Origin of the sequence: Nocardioides pollutisoli (assembly GCF_040045055.1) — a bacterium.
In the GTDB taxonomy this organism is placed as follows: Bacteria; Actinomycetota; Actinomycetes; order Propionibacteriales; family Nocardioidaceae; genus Nocardioides; species Nocardioides tweenelious.
The window spans coordinates 3,080,669-3,105,399 of record NZ_JBDZDU010000001.1 but is presented as its reverse complement, the minus strand read 5'-3'; the positions used below and the strand labels follow the sequence as shown (position 1 = coordinate 3,105,399).

Annotated in this window: 22 protein-coding genes; 6 read left to right on the top strand and 16 right to left on the bottom strand. The window is 71.4% G+C overall.

Annotated elements, in window-relative coordinates; all coding sequences use genetic code 11:
- The first annotated feature begins 25 nt into the window (after window positions 1-25).
- Window positions 26-376, top strand: a complete 351-nt coding sequence (locus tag ABLE68_RS15210) for a UBP-type zinc finger domain-containing protein (RefSeq protein ID WP_348872469.1) — start codon at window positions 26-28, stop codon at window positions 374-376.
- A gap of 3 nt (window positions 377-379) precedes the next feature.
- Here ABLE68_RS15210 and ABLE68_RS15205 read toward each other — a convergent pair whose 3' ends face one another.
- The 6 genes from ABLE68_RS15205 to xylB form a co-directional block, all read right to left on the bottom strand.
- Window positions 380-1,393 carry a S66 family peptidase gene (locus ABLE68_RS15205; RefSeq protein WP_348872468.1) on the bottom strand — a complete coding sequence of 338 codons (1,014 nt, stop codon included), beginning with the start codon at window positions 1,391-1,393 and terminating at the stop codon, window positions 380-382.
- Between the two features lie 4 nt (window positions 1,394-1,397).
- Window positions 1,398-2,096: a GNAT family N-acetyltransferase gene (locus tag ABLE68_RS15200; protein ID WP_348872467.1), complete on the bottom strand. Its 699-nt coding sequence runs from the start codon at window positions 2,094-2,096 to the stop codon at window positions 1,398-1,400.
- Between the two features lie 13 nt (window positions 2,097-2,109).
- The gene (locus tag ABLE68_RS15195) at window positions 2,110-2,478 is read right to left on the bottom strand and encodes a metallopeptidase family protein (RefSeq protein WP_348872466.1); all 369 of its coding nucleotides are present in this window, start codon (window positions 2,476-2,478) and stop codon (window positions 2,110-2,112) included.
- Window positions 2,479-2,592: 114 nt separating this feature from the next.
- Window positions 2,593-3,783: a kynureninase gene (locus ABLE68_RS15190; protein ID WP_348872464.1), complete on the bottom strand. Its 1,191-nt coding sequence runs from the start codon at window positions 3,781-3,783 to the stop codon at window positions 2,593-2,595.
- Window positions 3,777-5,144, bottom strand: coding sequence for a cadherin repeat domain-containing protein (locus tag ABLE68_RS15185; RefSeq protein WP_348872462.1), 1,368 nt, complete (start codon window positions 5,142-5,144; stop codon window positions 3,777-3,779). The genes ABLE68_RS15190 and ABLE68_RS15185 overlap by 7 nt, the downstream gene beginning before the upstream one ends.
- Before the next feature lie 73 nt (window positions 5,145-5,217).
- Window positions 5,218-6,615, bottom strand: a complete 1,398-nt coding sequence (gene xylB / locus ABLE68_RS15180) for a xylulokinase (RefSeq protein ID WP_348872461.1) — start codon at window positions 6,613-6,615, stop codon at window positions 5,218-5,220.
- Between the two features lie 37 nt (window positions 6,616-6,652).
- On the opposite strand from xylB, the gene ABLE68_RS15175 reads away from it, so the two are divergent.
- Window positions 6,653-7,546, top strand: a complete 894-nt coding sequence (locus tag ABLE68_RS15175; RefSeq protein WP_348872460.1) for an aldose 1-epimerase family protein — start codon at window positions 6,653-6,655, stop codon at window positions 7,544-7,546.
- Here ABLE68_RS15175 and ABLE68_RS15170 read toward each other — a convergent pair.
- Window positions 7,533-8,537, bottom strand: a complete 1,005-nt coding sequence (locus tag ABLE68_RS15170; RefSeq protein ID WP_348872458.1) for a hypothetical protein — start codon at window positions 8,535-8,537, stop codon at window positions 7,533-7,535. The genes ABLE68_RS15175 and ABLE68_RS15170 overlap by 14 nt on opposite strands.
- A gap of 2 nt (window positions 8,538-8,539) precedes the next feature.
- The gene (gene ilvD / locus ABLE68_RS15165; RefSeq protein WP_348872457.1) at window positions 8,540-10,222 is read right to left on the bottom strand and encodes a dihydroxy-acid dehydratase; all 1,683 of its coding nucleotides are present in this window, start codon (window positions 10,220-10,222) and stop codon (window positions 8,540-8,542) included.
- A 100-nt stretch (window positions 10,223-10,322) separates the two neighbouring features.
- Between ilvD and ABLE68_RS15160 the strand changes: the two genes are divergently transcribed.
- Together ABLE68_RS15160 and ABLE68_RS15155 are read left to right on the top strand one after the other, a co-directional pair.
- Window positions 10,323-11,036: an HAD family hydrolase gene (locus tag ABLE68_RS15160; protein ID WP_348873288.1), complete on the top strand. Its 714-nt coding sequence runs from the start codon at window positions 10,323-10,325 to the stop codon at window positions 11,034-11,036.
- Entirely contained in the window at window positions 11,033-13,600 is a 2,568-nt protein-coding gene (locus ABLE68_RS15155) for a glycoside hydrolase family 65 protein (protein WP_348872456.1), read from the top strand. Before ABLE68_RS15160 ends, ABLE68_RS15155 begins: the two co-directional genes overlap by 4 nt.
- 3 nt (window positions 13,601-13,603) lie before the next feature.
- Here the strand turns inward: ABLE68_RS15155 and ABLE68_RS15150 are convergent, their stop codons facing one another.
- Window positions 13,604-14,692: a WD40/YVTN/BNR-like repeat-containing protein gene (locus ABLE68_RS15150; RefSeq protein WP_348872455.1), complete on the bottom strand. Its 1,089-nt coding sequence runs from the start codon at window positions 14,690-14,692 to the stop codon at window positions 13,604-13,606.
- 42 nt (window positions 14,693-14,734) lie between these two features.
- On the opposite strand from ABLE68_RS15150, the gene ABLE68_RS15145 reads away from it, so the two are divergent.
- Together ABLE68_RS15145 and ABLE68_RS15140 are read left to right on the top strand one after the other, a co-directional pair.
- Complete coding sequence (locus ABLE68_RS15145; protein WP_348872453.1) at window positions 14,735-15,616, top strand: EamA family transporter; 882 nt, start codon at window positions 14,735-14,737, stop codon at window positions 15,614-15,616.
- A gap of 268 nt (window positions 15,617-15,884) precedes the next feature.
- Window positions 15,885-17,066 (top strand): HNH endonuclease signature motif containing protein, encoded by a 1,182-nt coding sequence (locus tag ABLE68_RS15140; RefSeq protein WP_348872451.1) that lies wholly within the window; start codon window positions 15,885-15,887, stop codon window positions 17,064-17,066.
- Window positions 17,067-17,114: 48 nt separating this feature from the next.
- Here the strand turns inward: ABLE68_RS15140 and ABLE68_RS15135 are convergent, their stop codons facing one another.
- Genes ABLE68_RS15135 through ABLE68_RS15105 form a run of 7 tightly spaced genes read right to left on the bottom strand, consistent with a single transcriptional unit; the run spans window position 17,115 to window position 24,723 of the window.
- Entirely contained in the window at window positions 17,115-17,807 is a 693-nt protein-coding gene (locus tag ABLE68_RS15135) for a haloacid dehalogenase type II (protein ID WP_348872450.1), read from the bottom strand.
- A 36-nt stretch (window positions 17,808-17,843) separates the two neighbouring features.
- Entirely contained in the window at window positions 17,844-19,025 is a 1,182-nt protein-coding gene (locus tag ABLE68_RS15130) for an AAA family ATPase (protein WP_348872449.1), read from the bottom strand.
- Window positions 19,026-19,027: 2 nt separating this feature from the next.
- Complete coding sequence (locus tag ABLE68_RS15125; protein WP_348872446.1) at window positions 19,028-20,413, bottom strand: amidase; 1,386 nt, start codon at window positions 20,411-20,413, stop codon at window positions 19,028-19,030.
- Window positions 20,410-21,057 carry an SRPBCC family protein gene (locus tag ABLE68_RS15120; protein ID WP_348872444.1) on the bottom strand — a complete coding sequence of 216 codons (648 nt, stop codon included), beginning with the start codon at window positions 21,055-21,057 and terminating at the stop codon, window positions 20,410-20,412. Before ABLE68_RS15120 ends, ABLE68_RS15125 begins: the two co-directional genes overlap by 4 nt.
- Complete coding sequence (gene cutA / locus ABLE68_RS15115) at window positions 21,054-23,432, bottom strand: aerobic carbon-monoxide dehydrogenase large subunit (protein ID WP_348872442.1); 2,379 nt, start codon at window positions 23,430-23,432, stop codon at window positions 21,054-21,056. Before cutA ends, ABLE68_RS15120 begins: the two co-directional genes overlap by 4 nt.
- Complete coding sequence (locus ABLE68_RS15110; RefSeq protein WP_348872440.1) at window positions 23,429-23,911, bottom strand: (2Fe-2S)-binding protein; 483 nt, start codon at window positions 23,909-23,911, stop codon at window positions 23,429-23,431. The genes cutA and ABLE68_RS15110 overlap by 4 nt, the downstream gene beginning before the upstream one ends.
- A complete protein-coding gene (locus ABLE68_RS15105) occupies window positions 23,908-24,723 on the bottom strand; it encodes an FAD binding domain-containing protein (RefSeq protein ID WP_348872438.1) in 816 nt (271 codons plus the stop codon). The genes ABLE68_RS15110 and ABLE68_RS15105 overlap by 4 nt, the downstream gene beginning before the upstream one ends.
- Between the last annotated feature and the right edge of the window lie 8 nt (window positions 24,724-24,731).

Sequence of the window (24,731 nt, the reverse complement as noted above, 5' to 3'; positions counted from 1 at the left end):
ACACCGCGCCGACTACGCTCGACCCATGACCGATCGCCCAGGCGTCGACCCGACCGTGCCGCCCAGCGGGACCGGCTGCGTGGAGTGCGAGGAGGCCCGCGGCTGGTGGGTACACCTGCGACGGTGCACGCAGTGCGGCCACATCGGTTGCTGCGACACCTCGCCCTCGCAGCACGCCACCGCCCACTTCCGCGAGAGCGGGCACCCGGTGATCACCAGCTTCGAGCCGGGTGAGGACTGGTTCTGGGACTTCACGACCGAGTCCGGCTTCCTCGGGCCGACCATGTGTCCCGCCACCGCTCGCCCTGACGACCAACCCGTGCCGGGTCCGGCCGGCCGGGTGCCGGACGACTGGCGCGACCACATCCACGAGTAGTCGTCAGGCCAGCGTCTGCGTGATCTCGCGCCGGTCGTCGTCGACGACCACGTGCGCCAGGGCGCCGTTGACGAGCGGCAGGTACGGCGCGACGTGGCCGCACTCGACGTCGAGGACGACCGGGATGCCGAGCCCGCCCAGGGCGTCGGCGACCGCGTCCGCCTGGCTCAGGTCGCCCGCGGCGAGTGCGTTGGTCCGCCCGATCAGGACGGCGGTGGCGTGCTCGAACCAACCCGCGTAGCGCAGCGAGTGCAGGGTCCGGGCGATCGTGTAGGCGCCGTCCTCGCAGGCCTCGAGGTAGACGACGATCCCCTCGTCGGCGTGGTCGCGGCCGTACGCCGCCACGTCGCCGTACGGCGTGGCCGCCAGCGGTCCGACGGTCTCGAGGCAGCCACCGATCAGCCGCCCGGTCACGTCGACCGAGCCACCACCGAGCACCGACCAGGTGCCCTCGGCGTCGAGCGTGAAGCGGTCGACCTCGGGCTGGGCGACGTAGTCGTCCCAGCCCGTCGACCGGTAGCGACCGGGGCTCGTCTGGGTCAGCGGCTCGGTCGCGGACGCGACCTCGGTCCAGTGCAGCAGGCCGTCGGGGGCGGCGTACGGACTGTCCATCAGGTTGGCGCCGTGGAGCGTCGCCCAGCCGAGCCGCAGGGTGACCGGCACCAGCAGCGTCGAGATGTCGCTGAAGCCGACCAGCCAGGTCGGCTCGGCGTCGGCGAGCGCCTCCCAGCCGATCCGGTCGAGCAGGTCGATCGCCAGCTCGCCGCCCCAGGGCGGCACGACCGCGCGGATCGCGGGGTCGGCCAGCATCGCGGTGAGCTCGGCGGCGCGCTGCTCCTTCGGCGCGGACACGACGCTCGGGGTGCCGAGGCACTCCCCCAGCACGACGTCGTACCCGCGCGCCTCGAGCGACTTCACGGCGACGTCGAGCCGCGCGAGCATGCCGGGCTGGATCCCCGACGACGGCGCGGTCACGCCGATCCGGTCGCCGGGCTGGAGGGGCCGGGAGAAGCGCATGTCCTCAGGCTGTCAGGTCGCTGAGCGACGTCAACTGAGTTCCGGCGTCGTCGAAGTTCGCCGGGTCGAGCCACTGCTCGTGCGCCGCCTTGACCGCCGGCCACTCGGCGTCGGTCACCGAGAACCAGTCGGTGTCGCGGTTGCGCCCCTTCGTGATCATGTGGTTGCGGAAGCGGCCCTCGTACTGGAACCCGAGGCGCTTCGCTGCGCGCCGGGACGGCTCGTTGAGGCTGTCGCACTTCCACTCGAAGCGGCGGTAGCCGAGGTCGTCGAAGGCGTGGCGCATGCTGAGGTGGATCGCCTCGGTCGCCGCGCGGGTGCGCTGGAGCGTCCTGGCGTAGAGGACGCCGGCGACCTCGACCTGCCCGGTCGCCGGGTCGATGCGGGTGTACGACGCCGTCCCCTGCGCCCGCTCGCCGTCCGGCACGAGCGCGAAGGTCATCAGCTCGTCGGCACCGAGGTGCTGCTCGATGAGCTCGGCCATCGCCGGCACGTCGGCGGGCGGGTCCGTCGGCCGGTAGGTCCACAGCTCCTCGTCGCCCGGGTTGCAGAGCGCAGCGTGCAACGCCTCGGCATGGTCGACGCGCAGCGGCTCGAGGCGCACGTAGCGCCCGGTCAGCACGACCGGCTCGGGGCGCGGTCGTGTGGTCCAGCCAGGCACCGGGTCGCCGACCTGCTGGCCGAACTCGTTGGTCTCGGGCACCCCCGAACCCTAGTCAGAACCAGCCGAGGGCCCGCAGCTGCTCCTCGCTGATGCCCAGGGCATGACCGACCTCGTGGCCGAGCACCTTGAGCACCCGCGGCGCGACCTCCTCGCGGGTGCGGCAGACGGCCAGGATCGGGAGGCGGTAGAGCGTGATCACGTCGGGCAGGCTGCCCGGCACGCGACCACCGGTCCTCGTGTGGGCGATGCCGTGGAAGGTGCCGAGCAGGAGCTGACCGGGCTGGACCTGGTCGGGCTCGGGCTCCTCGCGCACGACGACCGCGATCTCGGCCACCAGCGCAGCAGCCTCGTCCGGCAGCTGGTCGAGCGCGTCGCGCACCAGCTCGTCGAAGTCGTCGGGCGAGATCGCGTCAGGGTTCACGACCCCATCGTTGCCGACAGGTGGGCGCACCTCGCTGGTCGAGTGCCGCCGAGGAACGAGGCGGTGTATCGAGACCATGGCCGAGAGGGGTCTCGATACGCTCGCTGGCGCTCGCTACTCGACCAACGAGGAGAGGGTCGTGCGGACCAGGGAGAGACCCCGCTCGACCTCGTCGTACGACGTCGACAGTGGCGAGAGGCCGATCCGGAGGCCGCCGGGGTCGCGGTAGTCGGGGATGACGTCCTGCTCCCAGAGCCGTGCGGTGGCCTCGCGCATCAGCGGGTGGTGGAGCGTCACGTGTCCGCCGCGGAGGGCGGGGTCGCGCGGGGAGGCGACGACGACGCCGAGCGGCGCGAGGACCGCGTCGGCGATCTCGATGGCGTACGACGTGAGCCCGACCGACTTCTCCCGGACGGCCGCGATCCCGACCTCGTCGACCAGGTCGAGCATGTCCTGCATCGCGAGCATGCCGAGGACCGGCGGGGTGCCGGAGATGAAGCGTCGGATGCCGGGCGCGGGTGCGTAGGACGGCCCCATCAGGAACGGGTCGGCCGAGCCGAGCCAGCCCTGGATGGGCTGGGTGAGCTGGTCGAGGTGACGCTCGGCGACGTAGGCGAAGGCCGGTGATCCCGGACCGCCGTTGAGGTACTTGTAGGTGCAACCGACCGCGAGGTCGACCCCCCACGCGTCGAGCTCGACCTCGACCGCACCGGCCGAGTGGCTCAGGTCGGCGAGCACGAGGGCCCCCGCGTCGTGGGCGATCGCGGTCAGCGTGGCCAGGTCGGCGAGCCAGGCGGAGCGGTAGGCGACGTGCGAGACGACCACGAGAGCGGTGGCCGGCCCGACCGCACCGGCGAGCTGGTCGGCGGTGATGCCCGACGTCCGGTCGACCTCGATCCACCGCAGGGTCAGCCCGCACTCCTCCGCGACGCCGGCGGCGAGGTAACGGTCGGTCGGGAAGTTGTCGTCGTCGATGACGATCTCGGTCCGGCCGGGCCGGGCGGCCACGGCCGCGCGCATCAGCTTGTAGAGCAGCACCGTGGTCGAGTCGCCGACGGTCGTCTGCCCGGGTGCGGCGCCGAGCACGATCCGACCGAGGTCGTCGCCGATCGTCTGCGGCAGCGCCATCCAGCGCTCGTCCCACCCACGGATCAGCCGGCCACCCCACTCCTCCTCGACGAAGGCCGCGAGCCGCGGGCCGGTCGCCCTCAGCGGCCGCCCCAGGGAGTTGCCGTCGAAGTAGACGAGCGGCGACTCCGCGCCGACGAAGCGGTCACGGTACGACGAGAGGGGGTCGGTCAGCACCGACGCAGTGTCGCACCCACGCGGGCTGCGCCCACCACCGTCACGGTGAATGCCTTCGCGTAGGAGAGGCCGCCGCCGTCGGTCACCCGGATCGTCACGGTGTAGGTACCCGGCGTGAGCATTCCTGTGTTGGCCACGAGCCTCGGACCACCGCAGTTGTTGTAGACGACGAACGCGGAGCTCACGTCGCCGGAGCTCTGGTCGACGGCACCGACAAGTGAGTAGGTCGCCGTGTCGCCGGCGTCCTGGTCGGTCGCCGACAGGGTGCCGACGGAGTCGTAGTTCTCGTCGTCCACGACCGAGCTGCCGCTCAGCATGATGTCCGTCGGGGCCTCGTTGACGTCGTTGATCGAGATCGTGAACGTCTCCTGGAGGGTGGCGCCGTGGCGGTCGGTGGCGCGGACCGTGAGGTCCCAGGAGTCGGAGTCCTCGAAGTCGAACCTGATGCCGGTGCGCACCTCCCCAGCGGGAGAGACCGTGAACCGGCTGGCCGGGATCCGGCAGGTGCGTCGCCCGGGCGTCGCCGCGCACCGTCCCGCGACCAACGAGTAGGTGACCCCGTCACCATCGGCGTGGGCCTGACCGACGAGGGCGCCGGCCGGCTGCTCCTCGTCGACGGAGTCGTTGCTCAGCGTCAGGTTCGAGAGTGGTGTCGGCGCCGGCGTCTCGTCGGTGTCCGTGGCGGTGATCGTCAGCGCCTTCTCGTACGTCGCGCCCGCGGTGTCGGTGACTCGCACCCGCACGGTGTAGGTCGACTGCGTCTCGTAGTCGAGCCCGCTGACGGTGCGCACCTGGTCGCCCTCGATCCGGAAGCGCGCGTTGTCGGCGTCGCCCGCGCCGGGCACCAGCACGAAGGAGTGCGTGTCGTCGGTGTCCGGGTCGGACGCGGTCAGCGTGCCGGCCAGCGCGTAGACCAGGCCCTCGGGCACCGAGGCCGGAGCGAGCGTGATGTCGGTGGGCGCCTCGTTGACGTTGCCGACGGCGATCTGCAACCGGCTCGCACGGGTGGCACCACGCTTGTCGGTGACCCGGACGCGCACCTGGAGCACGGGCCGAGTCTCGAAGTCGAGGACGGCCGCCGTGGACAGACGGTTGTCCTCGATGCTGAACAGTCCGTTGTCACGGTCGCCCTTGCCGCTGACCAACCGGAAAGCGTGGACGTGCCTCGGGTCCTGGTCGGGGGCGGACATGGTGCCGACCAGGGTGCCCGGCGCCGCATCCTCGGGGACGGTGGCCGAGGTGATGCTGACCGGGCCGGGCCGGTGGTTGACGTTCGCGGCGGACGTCGGGGTGGCGGTGCTGCCGACGAGCAGGCCCCCGATCACGACGGCGGTGACGGCGGTGGAGAGCAACGCGCGCATGAGGTCCTCGGGGCAGAAGGGGCGAGACCCGAACGTCTCACGGCACCCGCCCGCCGCGCAGGACAATGAGAAGTCAGAGGCGGGCTGCGGTCAGGTCGCGCACCGAGGCATAGCGCTCGCGCACCTGCGGCGTCGGCTCGGCCTCGGTCGACATCACGTCGGACAGCGGCCACTCCGGCGGCTCGGCACCGCCCGCGAGCACCCAGGCCGCCTGGCGGGCGGCCCCGCGCGCGACGTACTCCCCCGGCTGCGGCACCGTCACCGGCAGTCCGAGCACGGCAGACGCGATCTCACGGACGGCCTCGGACCGGGCGGCACCGCCGACCATGATGATCCGCTCGATCGGGGCTCCGAGGGCGCGGACGGCGTCGACCGCGTCGGCCAGGCCGCAGAGCATGCCCTCGACGGCGGCGCGGGCGAGGTACGACGGGTTGGCGGTCTCGAGGCGCAGTCCGTGGATCGCGCCGGTGGCGTCCGGCTTGTTGGGCGTGCGCTCACCCTCGAGGTAGGGCACCAGGGCCATCCCGCCGGCACCGGCGGGAGCCGACAGAGCCAGGTCGGACAGCTCCTCGTGCGAGACACCGAGCATCCGGGTGGCGGCGTCGAGGACCCGGGCGGCGTTGAGGGTCGCGACCAGCGGCAGGAACCGGCCGGTCGCGTCGGCGAACCCGGCCACGGCACCCGACGGGTCACCCACGGGCGCGTCGGCGACGGCGCACGCGACGCCGGACGTACCGATCGAGACGACCACGTCACCGACGACGGCACCGAGGCCGAGAGCGGCCGCGGCGTTGTCACCGGTGCCGGGTCCGAGCAGGGCGCCCGAGGGCATCGCGAGACCGGACTCGGCCGGACCGAGGACCCGCGGCAGCACCGCGTCGTGGCCCAGGCCGAGCTCGAGGAGGTCGCGCCGGTAGTCACCGCTCGCGGGCGACCAGTAGCCGGTGCCGCTCGCGTCGCCGCGGTCGGTCACCAGGGTGTCGAGGGAGGCGGCCCCCGAGAGCTTCCAGGTCAGCCAGTCGTGCGGGAGGCAGACGGCGGCGGTGCGGGCCGCGTTGTCGGGCTCGTGGTCGCGCAGCCACCGCAGCTTCGTGACCGTGAACGACGCGACCGGCACGAGACCCACCGCGTCGACCCAGGCGTCCGGTCCGCCGAGCTCGTCGATGAGGTCGAGCGCGGCCTGGGCGGAGCGGGTGTCGTTCCACAGCAGGGCCGGGCGTACGACGGCCCCGTCGGCGTCGAGGCAGACCATGCCGTGCTGCTGGCCACCGACGGCCACCGCGTCGACGTCGTCGAGCCCGCCCGCGGCCTCGATCGCCTGTTGGAGCGCGTCCCACCAGGCATCGGGGTGCACCTCGGTGCCTTCCGGGTGGGGAGCGTGACCGCTGCGGACGAGCGCTCCCGTCTTGGCATCACAGACGACGACCTTGCAGGACTGGGTCGAGGAGTCGACCCCGGCAACGAGTGGCACGTGCAGACCTTAGCGATCCTCTGTCAGGGTGTGCTCCGTGCGCGATGCTTCCGGTGAGTCGATCCCCCTCGTCCATGGCCGCTTCACGGCCGAGATCGTCACGGTGGGCGCGTGCCTGCGCACCCTCACTGCCGACGGCCACGACCTGGTCGCCGGCTGGCCGGCCGGCCAGATGTGCCCGAGCTCGCGCGGCGCGGTGCTGATGCCGTGGCCCAACCGGGTCACCGACGGCGCCTACGACTTCGACGACGAGCACTTCCAGCTGCCGCTCACCGAGCCCGCGAAGCACAACGCCCTGCACGGCCTGGTCCACTGGGTGCACTGGACGGTCGCCGAGCGTGCCGCCGACCGGGTCGTGCTGCGCTACGAGCTGCCGCCCCAGTCCGGCTACCCGTTCGCACTGGACCTCGAGGTCGACTACCGGCTCGGCGACGACGGCCTGACGACCACGCTGTCGGCGACCAACGTCGGCAGCCGGCCCGCGCCGTACGGCACCGGGCTGCACCCCTACCTGACCGTCGGCCGCCAGGTCGACGAGTGCGTGCTGTCGCTCCCGGCGCAGACCTGGTGCGCAATGAGCGAGCGCGGGCACGCCTCGCCTGCCGAGCCGGTGGCGGGTACGCCGTACGACTTCCGCGCGGCGCGTCCGGTTGGCGACCTGGTCCTCGACCACCCGTTCGGCGGCGTCGCCGACGGCGCCACCGCGTCGCTCACCGACCCCGACTCCGGGCGCTCGGCCAGCGTGACCGTGCACGAGGGCATCGGCTGGCTGCACGTCTTCACCGGCGACACCATCAAGGGCCGCGAGCGCGAGGCGCTGGCGATCGAACCGGTGACCGCTCCACCGGGTGCGTTCAACTCCGGCACGGACCTCGTGGTCCTCGAGCCCGGCGCATCGCACCGGGCGTCGTTCACGATCACTGGAAGCTGACAAACCGCACCGTCGGCCGGATGCCGCGCACGTCGCGCGGGCCCATCCGGCGTACGTCCTCGTCGTAGAAGAGCTTGAAGCCCATCGTGAACTGCTGCGGCCTCGCGACGGCGTGGTACGTCGCGCGCTTCTGCCGGGGCGTGCCGTAGCCGTCGACGTGCTGCACCATCGCCAGGTCCGGCCGGTCGCGCACCCGGTCGATGCCGAGCACCATGTCGGTGCGGAACTGGTGGAGCACGAAGAGCTTCTGCGGCAGGCCGGCGTCGCGGGTCAGCCGCGAGAGCCAGGCGGACGTGCGGTTGACCTCGGCCGCGGTGACCTGGCCGACCGTGTGGGCGGGCACCTGGCGCGGGCCCATCCGCCACTCGGGGTCGAGGGCGAGGCCGACCCAGGGATCGCGCAGCGCCCAGGCCCAGCGCTTCGCGGTCTGGAGGAAGCCGGAGCGGCCGGGCTGGAGGTCGAGCAGCAGCAGGGCGTCGTTGCGGTGGGCGGCCCGGACGTAGCGCTCGACCTCGGCGCGCGGGATGTCGTGGCTGTAGCTGCCGTCCGGCCCGGCGCTGCCGTCGGCGACGGTGACGATCAGCTCGTAGACGTGGCGCAGCGGCTGGCCCGGTCGGGCGAACGGCGCGGCCGCGCGGTGCAGCCGGCGGTCCATGGTGTCCGGGTCGCTCTCCCCCAGCACGCCGAGCGAGGCCGTCTGGGCGGTGCCGTAGTAGGCGACCAGGAAGTGGTGGCCGCCGAAGACCGTGCGGCCGCCTCCGGGGAGCTCGGTCTCCCGAGTCGCGGAGCGGGTGGGTTCAGGCTGCGGCTGGGCTGCGGGGGTCTCGACAGGCTCGACCACCGATGGGTCGACGGCGCTCGGCGCTGGCGCTCCTCGCTCGTCGAGGACCCCGGGATGGTTCACGCCCCAAGCCACGACGATGAGCCCGACCATCACGAGGAGGACGAGGAACAGGATCGGTCCTCGCTGGTCGGGCTGCTGGTCAGGCACCGTCAGCCGGTGATGGCGCCGTGCGCGGCGGACTGCACCATCTTGGCGTACTTGCCGAGCACACCTCGGGTGTACTTCGGGGGCAGCGGCTCCCAGCCGTCCTTGCGGCTCTCCCACTCGGCCTCGTCGGCGATCTCGACCTCGAGCAGCCGGTTGGCCACGTCGAGCGTGATGGTGTCGCCGTCGCGGACGAACGCGATCGGTCCGGCGTCGACGGCCTCCGGCGCGATGTGACCGACGCAGAGACCCGTCGTACCGCCGGAGAAGCGGCCGTCGGTGATCAGCAGGACGTCCTTGCCGAGGCCGGCGCCCTTGATCGCGCCGGTGATGGCGAGCATCTCGCGCATGCCGGGTCCGCCCTTGGGGCCCTCGTAGCGGATGACGACGACGTCCTTGGCCTTGATCTCGCCGCGCTCGAGCGCGTCCATCGCGGCGCGCTCGCCGTCGAAGACGCGGGCGGTGCCGGTGAAGACCGAGTCGTCGAAGCCGGCCGTCTTCACGACCGCGCCCTCGGGGGCCAGCGAGCCCTTGAGGATGGTCAGGCCACCGGTCGCGTGGATCGGGCGGTCGAGCTTGCGGATCACGTCGTCGTCGAGCGCCGGCGGGGCGAGCTCGGCGAGGTTCTCCGCCATCGTCTTGCCGGTCACGGTGAGCACGTCGCCGTGCATCAGGCCGGCGTCGAGCAGCGCCTTCATGACCACCGGGATGCCGCCGATCTTGTCGACGTCGTTCATCACGTAGCGGCCGAACGGCTTCAGGTCGGCGAGGTGCGGGACCTTGTCGCCGACCCGGTTGAAGTCGTCGATGGTCAGGTCGACCTCGGCCTCGCGGGCCATGGCGAGGAGGTGGAGCACGGCGTTGGTCGAGCCGCCGAGGGCCATCACGACGGTGATGGCGTTCTCGAACGCCTCCTTGGTCATGATCTGGCGCGCGGTGATGCCCTTGCGGAGCAGGTTGACCACGGCCTCGCCGGAGCGGTGGGCGAAGCCGTCGCGGCGACGGTCGACGGCCGGCGGCGCAGCCGAGCCGGGCAGCGACATGCCGATCGCCTCGCCGACGGCGGCCATCGTGTTGGCGGTGTACATGCCGCCGCAGGCACCCTCACCCGGGCAGATCGCCCGCTCGATGCGGTCGACCTCCTCGCGGGTGATCTTGCCGGCGAGGCAGGCACCGACGGCCTCGAAGGCGTCGATGATCGTCACGTCGTTGCCGTCGACCTGGCCGGGCATGATCGAGCCGGCGTAGAGGAAGACGCTGGACAGGTCGAGGCGCGCGGCGGCCATCATCATGCCGGGCAGCGACTTGTCGCAGCCGGCCAGCAGCACGGAGCCGTCGAGGCGCTCGGCCATCATCACGGTCTCGACCGAGTCGGCGATGACCTCGCGGGAGACCAGTGAGAAGTGCATGCCCTCGTGGCCCATCGCGATGCCGTCCGAGACGGAGATGGTGCCGAACTCGAGCGGGTAGCCGCCGGCCGCGTGCACGCCGTTCTTGACCGCCTTGGCGAGCCGGTCGAGCGACAGGTTGCAGGGGGTGATCTCGTTCCAGCTCGAGGCCACGCCGATCTGCGGCTTCTCCCAGTCGTCGTCGCCCATGCCTACAGCCCGGAGCATCCCTCGCGCGGCGGTCTTCTCGAGACCATCGGTGACATCGCGGGAACGGGGCTTCAGGTCGGGCTCGGTCATGCCCTCAGCGTATTCGCCCGACCCCGGGTGGTCTTGACAGGCCCGACCGGCGAGAAACCTCCAGGACACCTCCGACCCCTAGCCTGGGCACGTGAGCCCCGTGAGCTGGTCCGACTACGACGCTGTCCTGTTCGACCTCGATGGGGTGATCACGCCGACCGCAGAGGTCCACATGGTCGCCTGGGCGGAGATGTTCAACGCCTTCCTGACGTCGTACGACGGGCCGGCGACCGACCTCTCGGCGTACGCCGACAGCGACTACTTCGCCCACGTCGACGGCAAGCCGCGCTACGACGGGGTGCGCGACTTCCTGACCTCGCGCGGCATCCCGGCGCCCCAGGAGCTGGTCGTCGAGCTCGGGGACCGCAAGAACGACGCCTTCAACGAGGTGCTCGCGCGTGACGGCGTGGAGGCCTATCCGGGGTCGGTGCTGCTGCTCGACCACCTGCGCGACCTCGGCATGCCGCTGGCCGTCGTGTCCTCGTCGGTCAACGCCCCCGCGGTGCTGGCGGCCGCCGGACTGGCCGACCGCTTCGGCATCGTGGTCAGCGGTGCGCTCGCGACCGAGCTCGACCTGCCCGGCAAGCCGGCGCCCGACACGTTCCTGCACGCCGCGAAGGAGCTCGGCGCGACCGCCGCCTCGGCCGTCGTCCTCGAGGACGCCGTGTCCGGGGTGCGTGCGGGTGCGGCCGGCGACTTCGCGCTGGTGGTCGGCGTCGACCGCGGCGTCGGACCGGACGCGCTCACCGCGGCGGGTGCCGACCTCGTCGTACCCGACCTGGCGCAGCTGGTCCCGGCCGGAGCAGCGGCATGAGTCCCTACGGGATCGGGGCGGACCCGCTCGACCGCGGCCGCTTCCCGGTCGAGCCGTGGGCGCTGGTCGAGACGAGCTACCAGCCCGGCGACCTCGGCCTGACCGAGACGCTCTTCTCGGTCGCCAACGGCTACCTCGGCATGCGCGGCAACCCCGAGGAGGGACGGCCGGCGTACGCCCACGGCACGTTCCTCAACGGCTTCCACGAGACCTGGGAGATCCGGCACGCGGAGGCTGCATTCGGCTTCGCGCGCACCGGCCAGACGCTGGTCAACGTGCCCGACACCAAGGTCCTCAAGATCTACGTCGAGGACGAGCCGCTGACCTTCGGCACCGCCGACCTCGAGCACTACGAGCGCTGCCTCGACTTCCGCGACGGCGTGCTGCGGCGCAACCTCGTGTGGCGTACGCCGTCGGGCAAGCGGGTGCGGATCGACTCGACGCGCATGGTGTCGATGACCCAGCGCCACCTGGCGATCATGACCCTCGAGGTCGAGGTGCTCGACGGTGACGCCCCGATCGTCGTGTCGTCGCAGATCCTCAACCGGCAGGACGGCCGCGACGAGTACCACGCCCAGCAGCGGACCGTCGGCCACGAGCACCTCGGGATCGCCGACCCGCGCAAGGCCGCGGCGTTCGGCGAGCGGGTGCTGCTCCCCCGGATGAGCTACTCGACCGAGGACCGGATGCTGCTGGGCTACCAGTGCGCCAACTCCGGGATGACGATCGCGGTCGCCGCGGACCACCTGCTGGAGACGGCCGACGAGTACGAGGTCGTGGCCCGGGCCGAGGACGACCTCGCCAAGCTGGTCTTCCGCGTCGACGCGACGCGCGGCAGCACGATGCGGCTGCAGAAGACGGTCGCCTACCACTCCTCGCGCGGCGTGCCGGTGCGCGAGCTCGCCGACCGCTGCGACCGGACCCTCGACCGGGCCGCACGGCACGGGCTGAAGCACTACGTCGCCGACCAGCAGGGCTGGTACGCGAAGTTCTGGGAGTCCGCGGACGTCGAGGTCAGCGACGAGTCGTCGACGCCCGAGCAGCTGGCGGTGCAGCAGGCGATCCGGTTCAACCTCTTCTCACTGGCCCAGGCGAGCGCACGCACCGACGGCATCGGCGTACCGGCGAAGGGGGTGACGGGCTCGGGCTACGAGGGCCACTACTTCTGGGACACCGAGGTCTACGTGATCCCGTTCCTCACCTACACGCAGCCCGAGGTCGCCCGCAACGCGCTGCACTTCCGCTCGGTGATGCTGCCGGCCGCGCGCGAGCGCGCCCGCGAGATGGCGCAGAGCGGGGCACTCTTCCCCTGGCGCACGATCAACGGCGAGGAGGCGTCGGCCTACTACGCCGCGGGTTCGGCGCAGATGCACATCAACGCCGACGTCGCGTACGCCGTGATGAAGTACGTCCGGGCCACCGGCGACCACGGCTTCCTGGCGCGCGAGGGCATCGACATCCTGGTCGAGACCGCACGGATGTGGGCCGACCTCGGCTTCTGGCGCAGCAACGGCGACGAGTCGTTCCACATCCACGGCGTCACCGGGCCGGACGAGTACACGACCGTCGTCAACAACAACCTCTTCACCAACGTGATGGCGCGCTTCAACCTCGAGCAGGCGGCGCACGCCGTCGAGCGGATCCGCAACGACCATCCCGAGGAGTACGTCCGGGTGGTCGCGCGGCTCGGCCTGAGCGACGACGAGGTCGCCGAGTGGCAGGCCTGCGCCGACGGCATGACGATCCCGTTCGACACCGGCCTCGGCATCCACCCGCAGGACGACTTCTTCCTCGACCGCGAGGTCTGGGACCTCTCGCAGACGCCCGCCGAGCTGCGGCCGCTGCTGCTGCACTACCACCCCCTGGTGATCTACCGGTTCCAGGTGCTCAAGCAGGCCGACGTGGTGCTCGCCCTCTTCCTGCAGGGCGACCGGTTCACGCCCGAGGAGAAGCGCGCGGACTTCGAGTACTACGACCCGATCACCACCGGCGACTCCACGCTCTCCGCGGTCGTGCAGTCCGTGATCGCCGCCGAGGTCGGCTATCACGACGCGGCGCTGCACTACTTCCACGAGGCGTTGTACGTCGACCTCGCGGACGTGCACGGCAACACGGTCGACGGGCTCCACGTCGCGTCGACCGGCGGCGTCTGGAACGCGCTGGTCTCCGGCTTCGGAGGGATGCGCGACCACGGCGGCGAGCTGTCGTTCGACCCGCGGCTGCCGGCGAGCTGGCCGGGGCTCCGGTTCCGGCTCTGCTGGCAGGGCTCGCAGCTGCTGGTCGACCTGACCCAGGAGCGGATCCGCTTCACCGTCGCCGACGGCGAGGTCCCGGTGACGGTGCGCGGGACGGCGTACGTCGTGACCGCGACGGCGCCGCTCGACGTCGAGCTGCCCGACCAGGGCGCTCGCATCGACGGGCTGCTCGGCGACCACCCGGTGATCGGTGGCACGCGCGCCGACGGCAGCACCATCACCGCCGGCGTACCGGACCCGATCCAGCCGCCCGACGACATGGACGGGACCGGCGAGATCCCGGTCTACGCGGAGCCGCCGGTCTTCTGACGCTCAGATCGCGGCGGCCCGCACGACCATCACGTCGGGGAGGTCGCTGACGATCTCGCGCCAGCTGTCTCCCTCGTCGGCCGAGCACCAGACCGCGCCGTTGCGCGCGCCGACGTACAGACCTGTCCGGTCGTGGTCGTCGGCGACCATCGCGTCGCGCATCACCGCGACGTAGAAGGTGTCCGGGAGGCCCCGGTCGAGCTCCTCCCAGGTCTCGCCGGCGTCGCGCGAGCGCCAGACGCGGGCCTTGGCGTCCGGCGGGTAGCGCCGGTCGCCGCCGTTGATCGGGAACACGAAGATCGTGTCCGGCTCGTGGGGGTGGACCACGATCGGGAACCCGAAGTCGGCGGGCAGGCCGTCGGCGATCGACTTCCAGATCAGGCCCTGGTCGTCGGAGCGGTAGACCCCGCCGTGGTTCTGGAGGTAGAGCCGCTCCGGGCGGCTCGGGTGGCGCGTGACCTTGTGGACGCACTGCCCGAACTCGGGGTACTGCTGCCCCTCGGGCAGGAACTCGGCGCGGATCCCCTGGTTGCGCGGCTCCCAGGTCCGACCGCCGTCGCCGGTCTGGTAGACCCCGCCGGTCGACAGCGCGGCCGTGACGCTCTGCGGGTCGGTCGGGTGCGGCAGCACCGTGTGGAACGCCTGACCACCGAAGCCTGCGGCCCACTGCGGCCGGTGGGGGTGGTCCCAGAGCGCACGCTCGAGCGTGAAGGTCTCACCGCGGTCGGCCGAGCGCCAGACGGCGGCCGGCTCGGAGCCGGCGTACACGACGTCGGGCTCGCTGCCCACCACCAGCTGCCAGACCCGCTCGACGGTGGCGCCGGTGTCGGCCGGGAAGCGGACGGCGCCGTTGGGCGTCTCCTGCCAGCTCGCGCCGAGGTCGTCGGAGCGCCAGACCTGCGGGCCGAGCCAGCTCGACGACGCTCCGGCCAGCAGCCGCGGTGGGTCGCTGCGGACGTCGACCAGGCAGGAGTAGACCTCCTCCATGTCGAAGTGGGGGCCGGTGAACTCCCACGCGACTCGGTCCACGTCCGACGTACCGATCCAGAGCCCCTTGCGGGTGCCCACCATCAACAGCGTGCTCTTGGCCATGCCGCCTCCTCGGTCCTCCGTGCATTCTTCTAGATTGACCCGGTGACCGACAGAGACTCATCGCTCCGTCTGGTCTCCCCCGTGTGGCTGGTGCTGATCGGCATCCTGTCCGTGCAGTTCGGCGCGGGCATCGCCAAGGGGCTGTTCGACGAGGTCGCACCGACGACGCTGGTGTGGATGCGGCTGGCGACCAGCGCGATCGTGCTCCTGGCGATCGCGCGGCCGTCCTTCCGCGGCCTCACCCGCTCGGACTGGCTGGTCGTGATCGCCTTCGGCGCGAGCCTCGGGATCATGAACTGGTCGATCTACCAGGCGTTCGCCCGGATCCCGCTCGGCGTCGCGGTGACCCTGGAGTTCGTCGGGCCGTTGACGCTCGCCGTGATCGGGTCGCGACGCGTGCGCGACCTGCTGTGGGTGCTGCTCGCCGGGCTCGGGGTGGCGATGCTGGGCTTCGAGGGTGGCGCGACGCTCAACGTGGCGGGCGTGCTCTTCGCCCTGCTCGCCGGCGCGATGTGGGCGGCGTACATCCTGCTCGCCTCCTCGACCGGACGCCGCTTCTCCGGCTTCGACGGCCTCGCCCTCGCCAGCCTGGTCGCGGTGCTGCTGCTCACACCGTTCGCCATCGGCATCGGCGGCTCGGCCCTCACCGACCCGCGGATCCTCCTGCTCGGCGCCGCCGTCGGGCTGCTGAGCTCCGTGGTCCCCTACAGCTGCGAGATGGTCGCCCTGCGCACCATCGCCCCGTCGGTCTTCTCGATCCTGATGAGCCTCGAACCCGGCGCCGCTGCCCTGGCCGGCATGCTCGTGCTCGGTGAGTTCCTGACCCTCGAGCAGTGGGTTGCGCTCGTCTGTGTCGTGATCGCGTCCGTGGGTGCCACGCGGTCGACGCGGACGCTGGCTGACCCGGCGGTCTCCGGTGGTTGAGGAGGTCGCTCTGCGACCGTCTCGAAACCCCCGCGGCCTGCGGGCGCCGGTGGTGCAGACCGACATGGCTTTTACGGGGTACGGCGCGCTGCGGTTGAGCTTGCTTCTCGGCTTCCCGGTGGTTGAGGAGGTCGCGCAGCGACCGTCTCGAAACCCCCGCAGCCAACAGGTGACAACGACCGAAAACAACTTCTGAAAGTGTCCACATCCCGGTCAAACACAGGGTTCTGAGCACCCGACTGTCGGTGGTCAGTGCTTGGGTTGAACCATGACCACGACAGCAGACCTCGACTCCCCGACCGGGGTCCTCGACGCTGTCCGCGACGTCCAGTCGTCGATCAGTGAGCTGGAGATCGACAAGTTCCGCCTCGCTGTCGAGTGGGCAGTCATGCACCCCGCCGAGTCCGTGCTCCACGCCGCGATGGTCGACGGGACCGAGGACGAGCTCGCGATCGCCGGCCCCGGCGCACCCCTAGTCGCGGAGTTCTGCGTCGCCGAACTAGCCCTCGCGCTCGGCATGTCCACCGATTCGGGAAAGCGCTACCTCGGCGACGCCGTCGAGACCCGCTACCGCCTCCCCCGCCTCTGGTCACGGGTGATGCGCGGTGAGGTGCCGGTCTGGAAAGCCCGCCAGGTCGCCACGCGAACCATCGGACTGTCCGAGGACGCCGCCAGATTCGTCGACACCCACGTCGCACCCGTCGCCCACCGATGCTCCTACGCCCAGATCGACCGCGCCGTCGACCACGCCCGCGACCTGTACGACCCCGACGAAGCCGAAGCACGCCGCGCCGAACAGGCAGAGCACCGACACGTCGACATCAGGCTCGGTGACGTCACCACCGACGGGCTCGTCTACATCGAGGCCACCACCGACCTCGCCGACGCCCTCGCCTTCGAAGCCCAAGTCGCAGCCAAGGCCCACGACCTGCTCGACACCCACCCGCAGCTGTCATTGGACGTACGCCGGTCCATGGCGTTGGGACACCTCGGCGACAGCGTTGGGCGCGAGCTGGTGATCCACGCCCACCACGACGTCTCGAGCACCGACGGACTGGTCCGGGTCGACAACACCAAGTCGTGGATCACCGTCGAGCAGCTCGGCGAGTGGTGCCAGCAGGAACACACCCGGGTCACCATCCGACCGGTCCTGGATCTGAACGAGCACCTCCACACCGACAGGTACCAACCCACCGACCAGCTGCGCGAGCAGGTGATCCAGACCCACCCCACCTGCGTCTTCCCACGCTGCACCCGACCATCGAGGCGCTGCGACCTCGACCACACCGTCGAGTGGCCTGAAGGCCCCACCGACTCGATCAACCTGGTCCCGCTCTGCCGAGGCCACCACCGGTTGAAGACCCACGGCGGCTGGACCTACGAACGCCTCGGACCCACAGCCTTCCTCTGGACCAGTCCCCTCGGGCAGACCTACCTCCGAAGAACCTGACGCCCCACACCCCGCCGCCGGCGGGGCCATCGGCATGCCAAGACGCCGCTATGAGTCCAGCTCGACCGCGAGGTCGCCGATGGTCGTCACGCTCAGGTCGAACCGGTCGTCGTTCGCGGTGTCCGTGCCCGGACGGCGGATGAGGGCAGTCCGGTAACCCTCAGCCGCTGCCGCATCGAGGTCCCACGGATGTGCCGCGGCGAAAAGCATCTGCTCTGGAGGGATCTTCAACTGGTTGGGCGGGAGGCGGTACATCGCTGGGGCGGGCTTGAAGGTCTGGGCTACGTCGGCGCTGAGGACCAAGGTCCAGCGCAATCCGGCGTGCACGAAGGTGTCGGCCATCTGCGAGACGCTGCCGTTGGTGAGGGCGACAACGGCGCGCCGCTCCGCGAGCTTCGCGAGGGCCGCCACCGAGTCCGGCCACGGATCGAGACGATGCCCGACGGTCGCGAGACGCGAGACGGCTTGTTCAGGGACCTCCCAGCCGCGGGAGCGGATCCGGGCGCGCAGAGCTGCGCCGCGGATCGTGTCGCTGTCGGTCCAGGGCGCATCGCCGGCACGGATGGCATCCATGCGCGAACCCTGCTCCTGCTCCCACTCGTCGAGGAACGACGACAGCTCGGCAGGCGGCAGACCGGAGGTCACGAACATCTCGCGCGTTGCACGGTGCACCGTCGCGTCCTCGTCGACGACGGTCCCGAGGACGTCGAAGACGACCGCACGGATCTCATCGAACTCCATCGGAGGTGCTCCTGTCGCAGACATTGCGGTGAGCCATCAGACCACCGTGAGCGGGCCCTCGTCGACGCTCGGTGGCTCGAAGTGGTCGAAGTACTCCGCAGCCAGCTCGGGTGTGAGCACGTGGTCGTCGGCGTCAGCGCCACGTCGGGCCGCGATCCGCTGCAGGACGGTGTCGCGGTCGGTGGCGAGGTAGACGGTCTCCGGCACGACGCCGTACGGCGCGAGAAGCGCGCGATAGTCGTCGCGCATGGCGCGTGACCAGAAGGAGAAGTCGAGCACCACGTCGCGACCGGCGGCGACCAGCTCGAGCAGGCGGGCGCGGAGGCCGGCCTCGATGTCGGCGCGAAGGTCGGGCGGGAGCGGGACCTCGGTGATCCCGCGCTCCCACATGACGGCGTCGAAGGAGAGACGGACCATCCCGGCCCGCTCGAGGCGGCGGGCGTACGTCGACTTCCCGGACCCGGCCGGGCCGCACATGAGGACGACGCGACTGAGGGCCCGGCGCGCCACGAACACCATCTCCTTGCCGGGCCGGTCCGGGGCCTCGCGGACGTCCTCGACCGTGAAGCCGTGAGCCAGGAGCGAGTCCTCGAGCTCGTCGCGTGACCGGAAGCGCAACGTGGACTCGGAGGGCACCACCTCGCCGTCGAGGGCCGTTGTCGACACGAAGGTGATCAGGGGGAGCGCCACCTCGGTGACCGTCCGGCTCACACCCACCACACGACCGTCGGGCAGCCGTACGTCGGTGGGTGGGACGTCCCAGGTCTCCCAGTCGCGGACCTCGGGGCGCCGGGTCTCGAAGACGAAGAAGCCGCCAGGACGCAGAGCGGCGTGCAGCGCGGTGAGTGTCGTCGACCAGTCGTCGTCGGAGACGAAGACCTGGGCGACGTTGCCGGTCATCACGGCCAGGTCGGCGGCCAGCCCGCGCCCGGCGAGGACGGTGGCGTCGCCGTGCAGCCAGGTGACGCGGTCGGCGTACGGCTTCGCCCGGGCGACGTCGAGCGACGCGCGGGCCGGGTCGAGCCCGACGACGGAGCGGCCGCGCTCCGCGAGGAGCACGGCGAGGCAGCCGGTGCCACAGCCCACGTCGACGACCAGGTCCGCACCGTCCTCCTCGACGATCGCTGCGTAGGCATCCAGGTCGCTGCGGTCGGCGTCGAAGAAGTCGTACATGGCTGCGAGGCGCGGGTCGGCGAAGACCGGGTCGGGTGGGCGCATCGTCAGGCGACGGCTGCCTCGAACGCGGCGGCCACCTCGAGCAGGAAGCGGTCGCGGCCGTGCGGCGCGACGATCTGGATGCCGACGGGCAGGCCGGCCGCGGTGTGGCCGAAGGGCACGGAAATCGCGGGACAGCCGGTGACGGTGATGAAGTACGCCGCGCGCATCCAGTCGAGGTAGGTCTCCATCGGGCGACCGTTGATCTCGGTCGGGAACTCCTGGTCGGCCGGGAACGGAGGGACCTGCGAGACGGGCAGCACCAGCACGTCGTACGCAGTGAAGAACTCGCGCATCCGCTCCGAGAGGGCCGTGCGCTGGGCGTAGGCCCGCGCGACGTCGGCGCCGGTGAGGTGCTCGCCGAGCCGGATGTTGTCGGCGAGCGACTGCTTGAAGTCGTCGGGGTGCTCGGCGAGCAGCGCGCCGAACCGGGCCTGGAAGTGCCAGGCGCGCAGGGTGCGGAAGGTGTCGTCGGCCTCGGTCAGGGCCGGGTGGTCGGCGGAGACCGATGCTCCGGCGAGCGCGAAGGTGCCGCCTGCGTCCCGCACGACACGCGCGACCTCGTCGTCCACCTCGAACGCGCCACCCAGGTCGGGGCTGACCGCGACCCGGAGCCCCGCGAGCGTCAGCGGCAGCAGGGAACGGAACGACCGGCCCGGGTCACCCAGCGCCTGCGGCGCACGCGGGTCGGGGCCGGCCATCACGGACAGCAGCAGAGCCAGATCTCCCACGTTGCGGGCCATCGGGCCGCCGACGGAGGTGGTCTCCCACTGGTTGGAGTGGGGCCACTCGGGCACCCGGCCGAGTGACGGTCGCAGGCCCACGACACCGCAGAACGACGCGGGGTTGCGCAGCGAGCCGCCCATGTCGGAGCCGTCGGCGAGCGGCACCATCCCGGACGCGAGCGCACACGCCGCTCCCCCGGACGAGCCGCCGGCGGACCGCGTCGGGTCGACCGGGTTGAGGGTGGTGCCGAAGACCTTGTTGAACGTGTGCGACCCGGCAGCGAACTCGGGCACGTTGGTCTTCCCGATCACGACCACGCCGGCACGGCGTACGCGCTCGACGATCAGCTCGTCGGCTTCCGGGACGTGGTCGGCGAAGAGGGGTGAGCCGTACGTCGTGCGCCAGCCGGCCACGGCGTGGGTGTCCTTGAACGCGAACGGCAGCCCGTGCAGCGGACCCACCTCCGCGCCGGACGCCAGCGCGGCGTCGGCAGCGGCAGCGCCGTCACGGGCCCGCTCCTCGTCGAGCGAGACGATCGCGTTGAGCTCGGGGTTGCGTTCCGAGATCCGGGCGAGGTGCAGGTCGAGCAGCTCGCGCGCGGAGATCTCGCGACGGCGTACGGCGTCCGCCTGGTCGCGCGCCGTCGAGTCGACGGAGAGCGTCATCGGCGACGGCGGCCGAAGAGCCCGCCGACGACGACGCCGAGCACGACCAGCCCGGCACCGACCGCGATGCCCTTGAGGAAGTCTCCACCCTCGGTGATCGAGCCTGTCGAGATCCCGGTCCTGGCCGGTGCGGTGAAGACGGCTGCCGCCGGCGCCGCCTGGCCGGCCGGGGTCGCGACCGGGTCGGTCACGGCCGGAGCCGGGCCCTGGCCGATCGCCTGTCCGACGTTGCCGAAGAACTCGCCGGCCATCCGCTTGGACACGCTCGTGAGCATCCGCTGGCCGACGCCGCCGACCATGCCACCGACGACCGCGTCGGCCTCGAAGTCGATCTTGGTGACACCGGGCTCGGCCTCGCCGAAGTAGACCTGCACGGTGGCGTCGATGGTGCCGGGGGCGCCGGCGCCGGTCAGCCTCATGACGAGCGCCTCGCGGTCCTTGAGGTCCGAGAGGGTGCACGAGCCCTGGTAGGTGCCCTTGATCGCGGCGACGCCGGCGGTGACCGTCATGTCGTAGGCGTTGTCACCGGTCGCGACCAGCCGCTCGCAGCCCGGGATGGTGGCGACCAGGACCCGCGGGTCGAGCAGCGCGTCCCAGACCTGCTCGACCGGGAAGGGGACGACGTTGGATCCACTGATCTTCATGAGTTCTCCAGTCGCAGGGTGAACAGCTCGGACGGCGAGATCGGCATCGCCGTGATCGCGATCCCCTCGGCGTCCTCGATGGCGGCCGCGAAGACGGCCGCGGACGGGATGACGCCGGCCTCACCCGCACCCTTGATGCCGAGCGGGTTGAGCGGCGACGGGGTCTCGAGGTGGTCGATGTCGATGCCGTCGGGGATCTCCGTGACGTAGGGCATCAGGAAGTCCATGAACGACGCGTTGAGCAGCTGCCCCGACTCGTCGTAGGCCATCCGCTCGTAGAGCGCTCCCCCGACGCCCTGCGCGACGCCGCCGTGGATCTGGCCCTCGACGATCATCGGGTTGATCAGGTGGCCGCAGTCGTGGACGACGGCGTACTTGAGGATCGTGATCTCCGCCGTCTCGGGGTCGGTCTCGACGATCACGGCGTGCATGCCGGAGGCGAAGGTCGCGCGCTCGGGCGAGTAGAAGTCGCGACCCTCGAGACCAGGCTCCTCGTCCTCGGCCACCGGCGGCTTGCCCGGGTCACCGACGGAGAACTGCGTCGCGGCCTTGGACGCCTCGTCGAACGCGTAGCGCAGCGGGTTGGAGAGCACCGAGACCGTGCCGAGGTCGATCGAGGTGCCGGGCGAGCCCTTCACCGACACGACGCCGTCGACGATCTGCAGGTCCTTCTCGTCGGCCTCGAGCGCCTCGGCGGCGATCTTGAGCGCCTTCTCCTTGGCGCGCTTGGCGGCGAGGTGGATCGCGGAGCCGCTCATCACGGCGGCGCGCGAGGCGAAGGTGCCGACGGCGTACGGCATCCGCCGGGTGTCACCGGTGACGACCTCGACGTCCTCGAACTTCACGCCGAGCTCGTCGGCGACCAGCTGCGCGAAGACCGTGGCGTGGCCCTGCCCCTGGGTGGTCAGGCCGGTCGCGACCTTGACCTTGCCGGAGGTCTCGATGTGCACGTGGGCGCCCTCGTAGGGGCCGACGCCGGTGCCCTCGACGTAGCAGGCGAGGCCGATGCCGACCTGCCGTCCCTCCGCCGCCATCTCCGCCTTGAAGGCCGGGAACTCGTCCCAGCCGACCAGCGCCTTGATCTTCTCGAGCGAGGTCGGGTAGTCGCCGGAGTCGTACTCGAGCTCGCGGCCGTCCTGGAAGATCAGCCCCTGGTCGTAGGGGAACTCGTCGGGCTGGATGAAGTTGACCGCGCGCACGTCGGCGCGATCCTTGCCGAGGTACTTCGCGATCGCGTCCATGGTCCGCTCCATCGCGTAGCAGCCCTGCGGCCGCCCGGCGCCGCGGTAGGGCGTGACCATCACGGTGTTGGTGTAGAGCGACTCGAAGACGACCCGGTAGTTCTGCGGCTTGTAGGGGCCGAGCAGCTGGGTCGAGGTGATGATCGGGACGATCAGGCCGTACGGCGTGAACGCGCCGTGGTCGTGCCAGAACTCGACGTTGAGCCCCTGGAGCCGGCCGTCGTCGTCGAAGCCGACCTCGATGTGCTGCACCTGGCCGCGCTCGTGGGCCGACGAGATGAAGTGCTCGCGCCGGTCCTCGGTGAACTTCACCGTCCGGCCGAGTGCCCGGGCCGCCAGCGGGACCAGGAGCTCCTCCGGCCACGGGTGGTTGATCTTCACGCCGAAGCCGCCGCCGACGTCGGGCGTGATCACGTCGACCTGGCCGAGGTCGAGCTCCATCTTCACGGCGACGGCGGCGCGTACGCCGGTCGAGCTCTGCGTCGAGGTCCACAGCTGGAGCCGGTTGAGGTCGGGGTCCCAGCGGGCGACGGTGCCGCGGCCCTCCATCGGCATGCAGGCGCTGCGCTCGATGGTGAGGTCGAGCTCGAGCCGGTGCGGCGCCTGGGCGATCGCGGTGATCGCGTCGCCGACGTTCTGCTCCAGGCGGGCGCCGACGTTGCCGGGCACGTCGTCGTGGACGAGGTGCTTCGCCGCTCGGGCGGCGTCGACCCCGACGACGGGCGGCAGGAACTCGTAGGAGACCCGGATCCGGCCGACGGCGTCCTCGGCGATGTAGCGGTCGTCGGCGACGACGAAGGCGATCGCCTCGCCGACGTAGTTGACCTCGTCCTTCGCGAGCGCCCACTGCGTGCGCCCGTGGGTGAGCGCCGGGTGCGGGATCAACAACGGGAGCGGCTCGGCCATCGGGCCGACCAGGTCGTCGTAGGTGTAGACCGCGTGCACGCCCTCGAGGTCGAGGACCTCGTCGACGTCGATGTCGATGATGCGCGCGTGCGCGTGCGGGGACCGCAGCACTGCGGCGTGCAGCACGTCCTGCTCGACGGCCACGTCGTCGACGTAGCGCCCGAGACCGCGTAGGAAACGCTGGTCCTCGACGCGCTGGACCTTCTGGCCCATCAGCTTGGTGGTCACGAGGCGCCCAGCTCTGCTGCTCGCTCCACGGCCTTGACGATGTTCTGGTAGCCCGTGCACCGGCAGAGGTTGCCGGCGATCATGTCGCGGGCCTCCTCGTGCGTGGGCGTCGGGTTGTCCCGCAGTCCGGCCGTGATCGTGGTCAGGAAGCCGGGGGTGCAGAAGCCGCACTGCAGCCCGTGGCACTCGACGAACGCCTGCTGCACGTGGCCGAGCGACCCGTCCGGGTTGGCGAGCCCCTCGACGGTGGTGATCTCGCTGCCCTCGGCCGAGACCGCGAACATCAGGCAGGAGCGCATCGGAGCACCGTCAACCAGGATGGTGCAGGCGCCGCACACGCCGTGCTCGCAGCCGACGTGGGTGCCGGTGAGCTTGAGGTCGTGGCGCAGCGCGTCGGACAGCAGGCGGCGCGCGGGCACCCGGATCTCGTGGGTGTGCCCGTTGACGCTCAGTCGTACGTCGAGCAGCTCCTCGGTCATCGCGCCCCCTCCCGTGCAGATCGAACCACGCGCCCGGTGAGCACGCGGACCAGCTGCGCGCGGTAGGCGGCGCTGGCATGGATGTCGTCGGCCGGCTCGAGCTGGGCGAGGGCGGCGTCACCGAGGTCCGCGTCGGCGACCCCGGACAGGTCGACCACGGTCGGGACGTCGCTCACCGAGAGGTAGCCGACCTTGACCGAGTCGCCGTCGACGAGCGCGGCAGCGCCGACCAGGGCGTAGTCGCCGTGCCGCCGGGCGATCTCCTCGAAGGCGACGCCGGCACCCGGAGCGAGCCCGGGGAAGTACGCCGACACGGCGATCTCGTCGTGACCGACCGATGACTCGAGCGGCCCGACGAAGAGCTCGTCGGCCGGGATCGTGCGCCGCCCGCTGGGGCCTTCGACGTCGAGCGAGCCGCCGAGCAGCGTGAGCACCACCGGCATCTCCGCGGCGGCGTCCGCGTGGACGAGCGAGCCGACGGTGGTGCCGCGGTTGCGGATCGTGGCGTGGGCGACGTTGGCGAGCGCGAGCGGGACGAGCGGCTGCACGCGGCGTACGTCGGGCGAGGCGAGGACGGCGGCGTGGCGGGCGAGCGCACCCACCCGCACACCGCCGTCCTCGATCGTGATCTCGTCGAGCCCGGGGATGCGGTTGATGTCGACCAGCAGCGCGGGGGCTGCGAGTCGCATCGACAGCAACGGGACCAGGCTCTGTCCTCCGGCCAGCACCTTTGCGTTCGGCTGACCGGCCAGGGCTGCCACCGCCTCGGCGAGCGTCCCTGGCCGGCAGTAGTCGAACGGTGCTGGCTTCACTCAGGTCC

Excerpts from the sequence above, each read along its gene's own strand:
- ABLE68_RS15210 (WP_348872469.1), top strand. The coding sequence starts at position 26 with ATGACCGATCGCCCAGGCGTCGACCCGACCGTGCCGCCCAGCGGGACC.
- ABLE68_RS15205 (WP_348872468.1), bottom strand. The coding sequence starts at position 1,393 with ATGCGCTTCTCCCGGCCCCTCCAGCCCGGCGACCGGATCGGCGTGACC.
- ABLE68_RS15185 (WP_348872462.1), bottom strand. The coding sequence starts at position 5,144 with ATGCGCGCGTTGCTCTCCACCGCCGTCACCGCCGTCGTGATCGGGGGC.
- ilvD (WP_348872457.1), bottom strand. The coding sequence starts at position 10,222 with ATGACCGAGCCCGACCTGAAGCCCCGTTCCCGCGATGTCACCGATGGT.
- ABLE68_RS15155 (WP_348872456.1), top strand. The coding sequence starts at position 11,033 with ATGAGTCCCTACGGGATCGGGGCGGACCCGCTCGACCGCGGCCGCTTC.
- ABLE68_RS15150 (WP_348872455.1), bottom strand. The coding sequence starts at position 14,692 with ATGGCCAAGAGCACGCTGTTGATGGTGGGCACCCGCAAGGGGCTCTGG.
- ABLE68_RS15140 (WP_348872451.1), top strand. The coding sequence starts at position 15,885 with ATGACCACGACAGCAGACCTCGACTCCCCGACCGGGGTCCTCGACGCT.
- ABLE68_RS15135 (WP_348872450.1), bottom strand. The coding sequence starts at position 17,807 with ATGGAGTTCGATGAGATCCGTGCGGTCGTCTTCGACGTCCTCGGGACC.
- ABLE68_RS15130 (WP_348872449.1), bottom strand. The coding sequence starts at position 19,025 with ATGCGCCCACCCGACCCGGTCTTCGCCGACCCGCGCCTCGCAGCCATG.
- ABLE68_RS15125 (WP_348872446.1), bottom strand. The coding sequence starts at position 20,413 with ATGACGCTCTCCGTCGACTCGACGGCGCGCGACCAGGCGGACGCCGTA.
- ABLE68_RS15120 (WP_348872444.1), bottom strand. The coding sequence starts at position 21,057 with ATGAAGATCAGTGGATCCAACGTCGTCCCCTTCCCGGTCGAGCAGGTC.
- ABLE68_RS15110 (WP_348872440.1), bottom strand. The coding sequence starts at position 23,911 with ATGACCGAGGAGCTGCTCGACGTACGACTGAGCGTCAACGGGCACACC.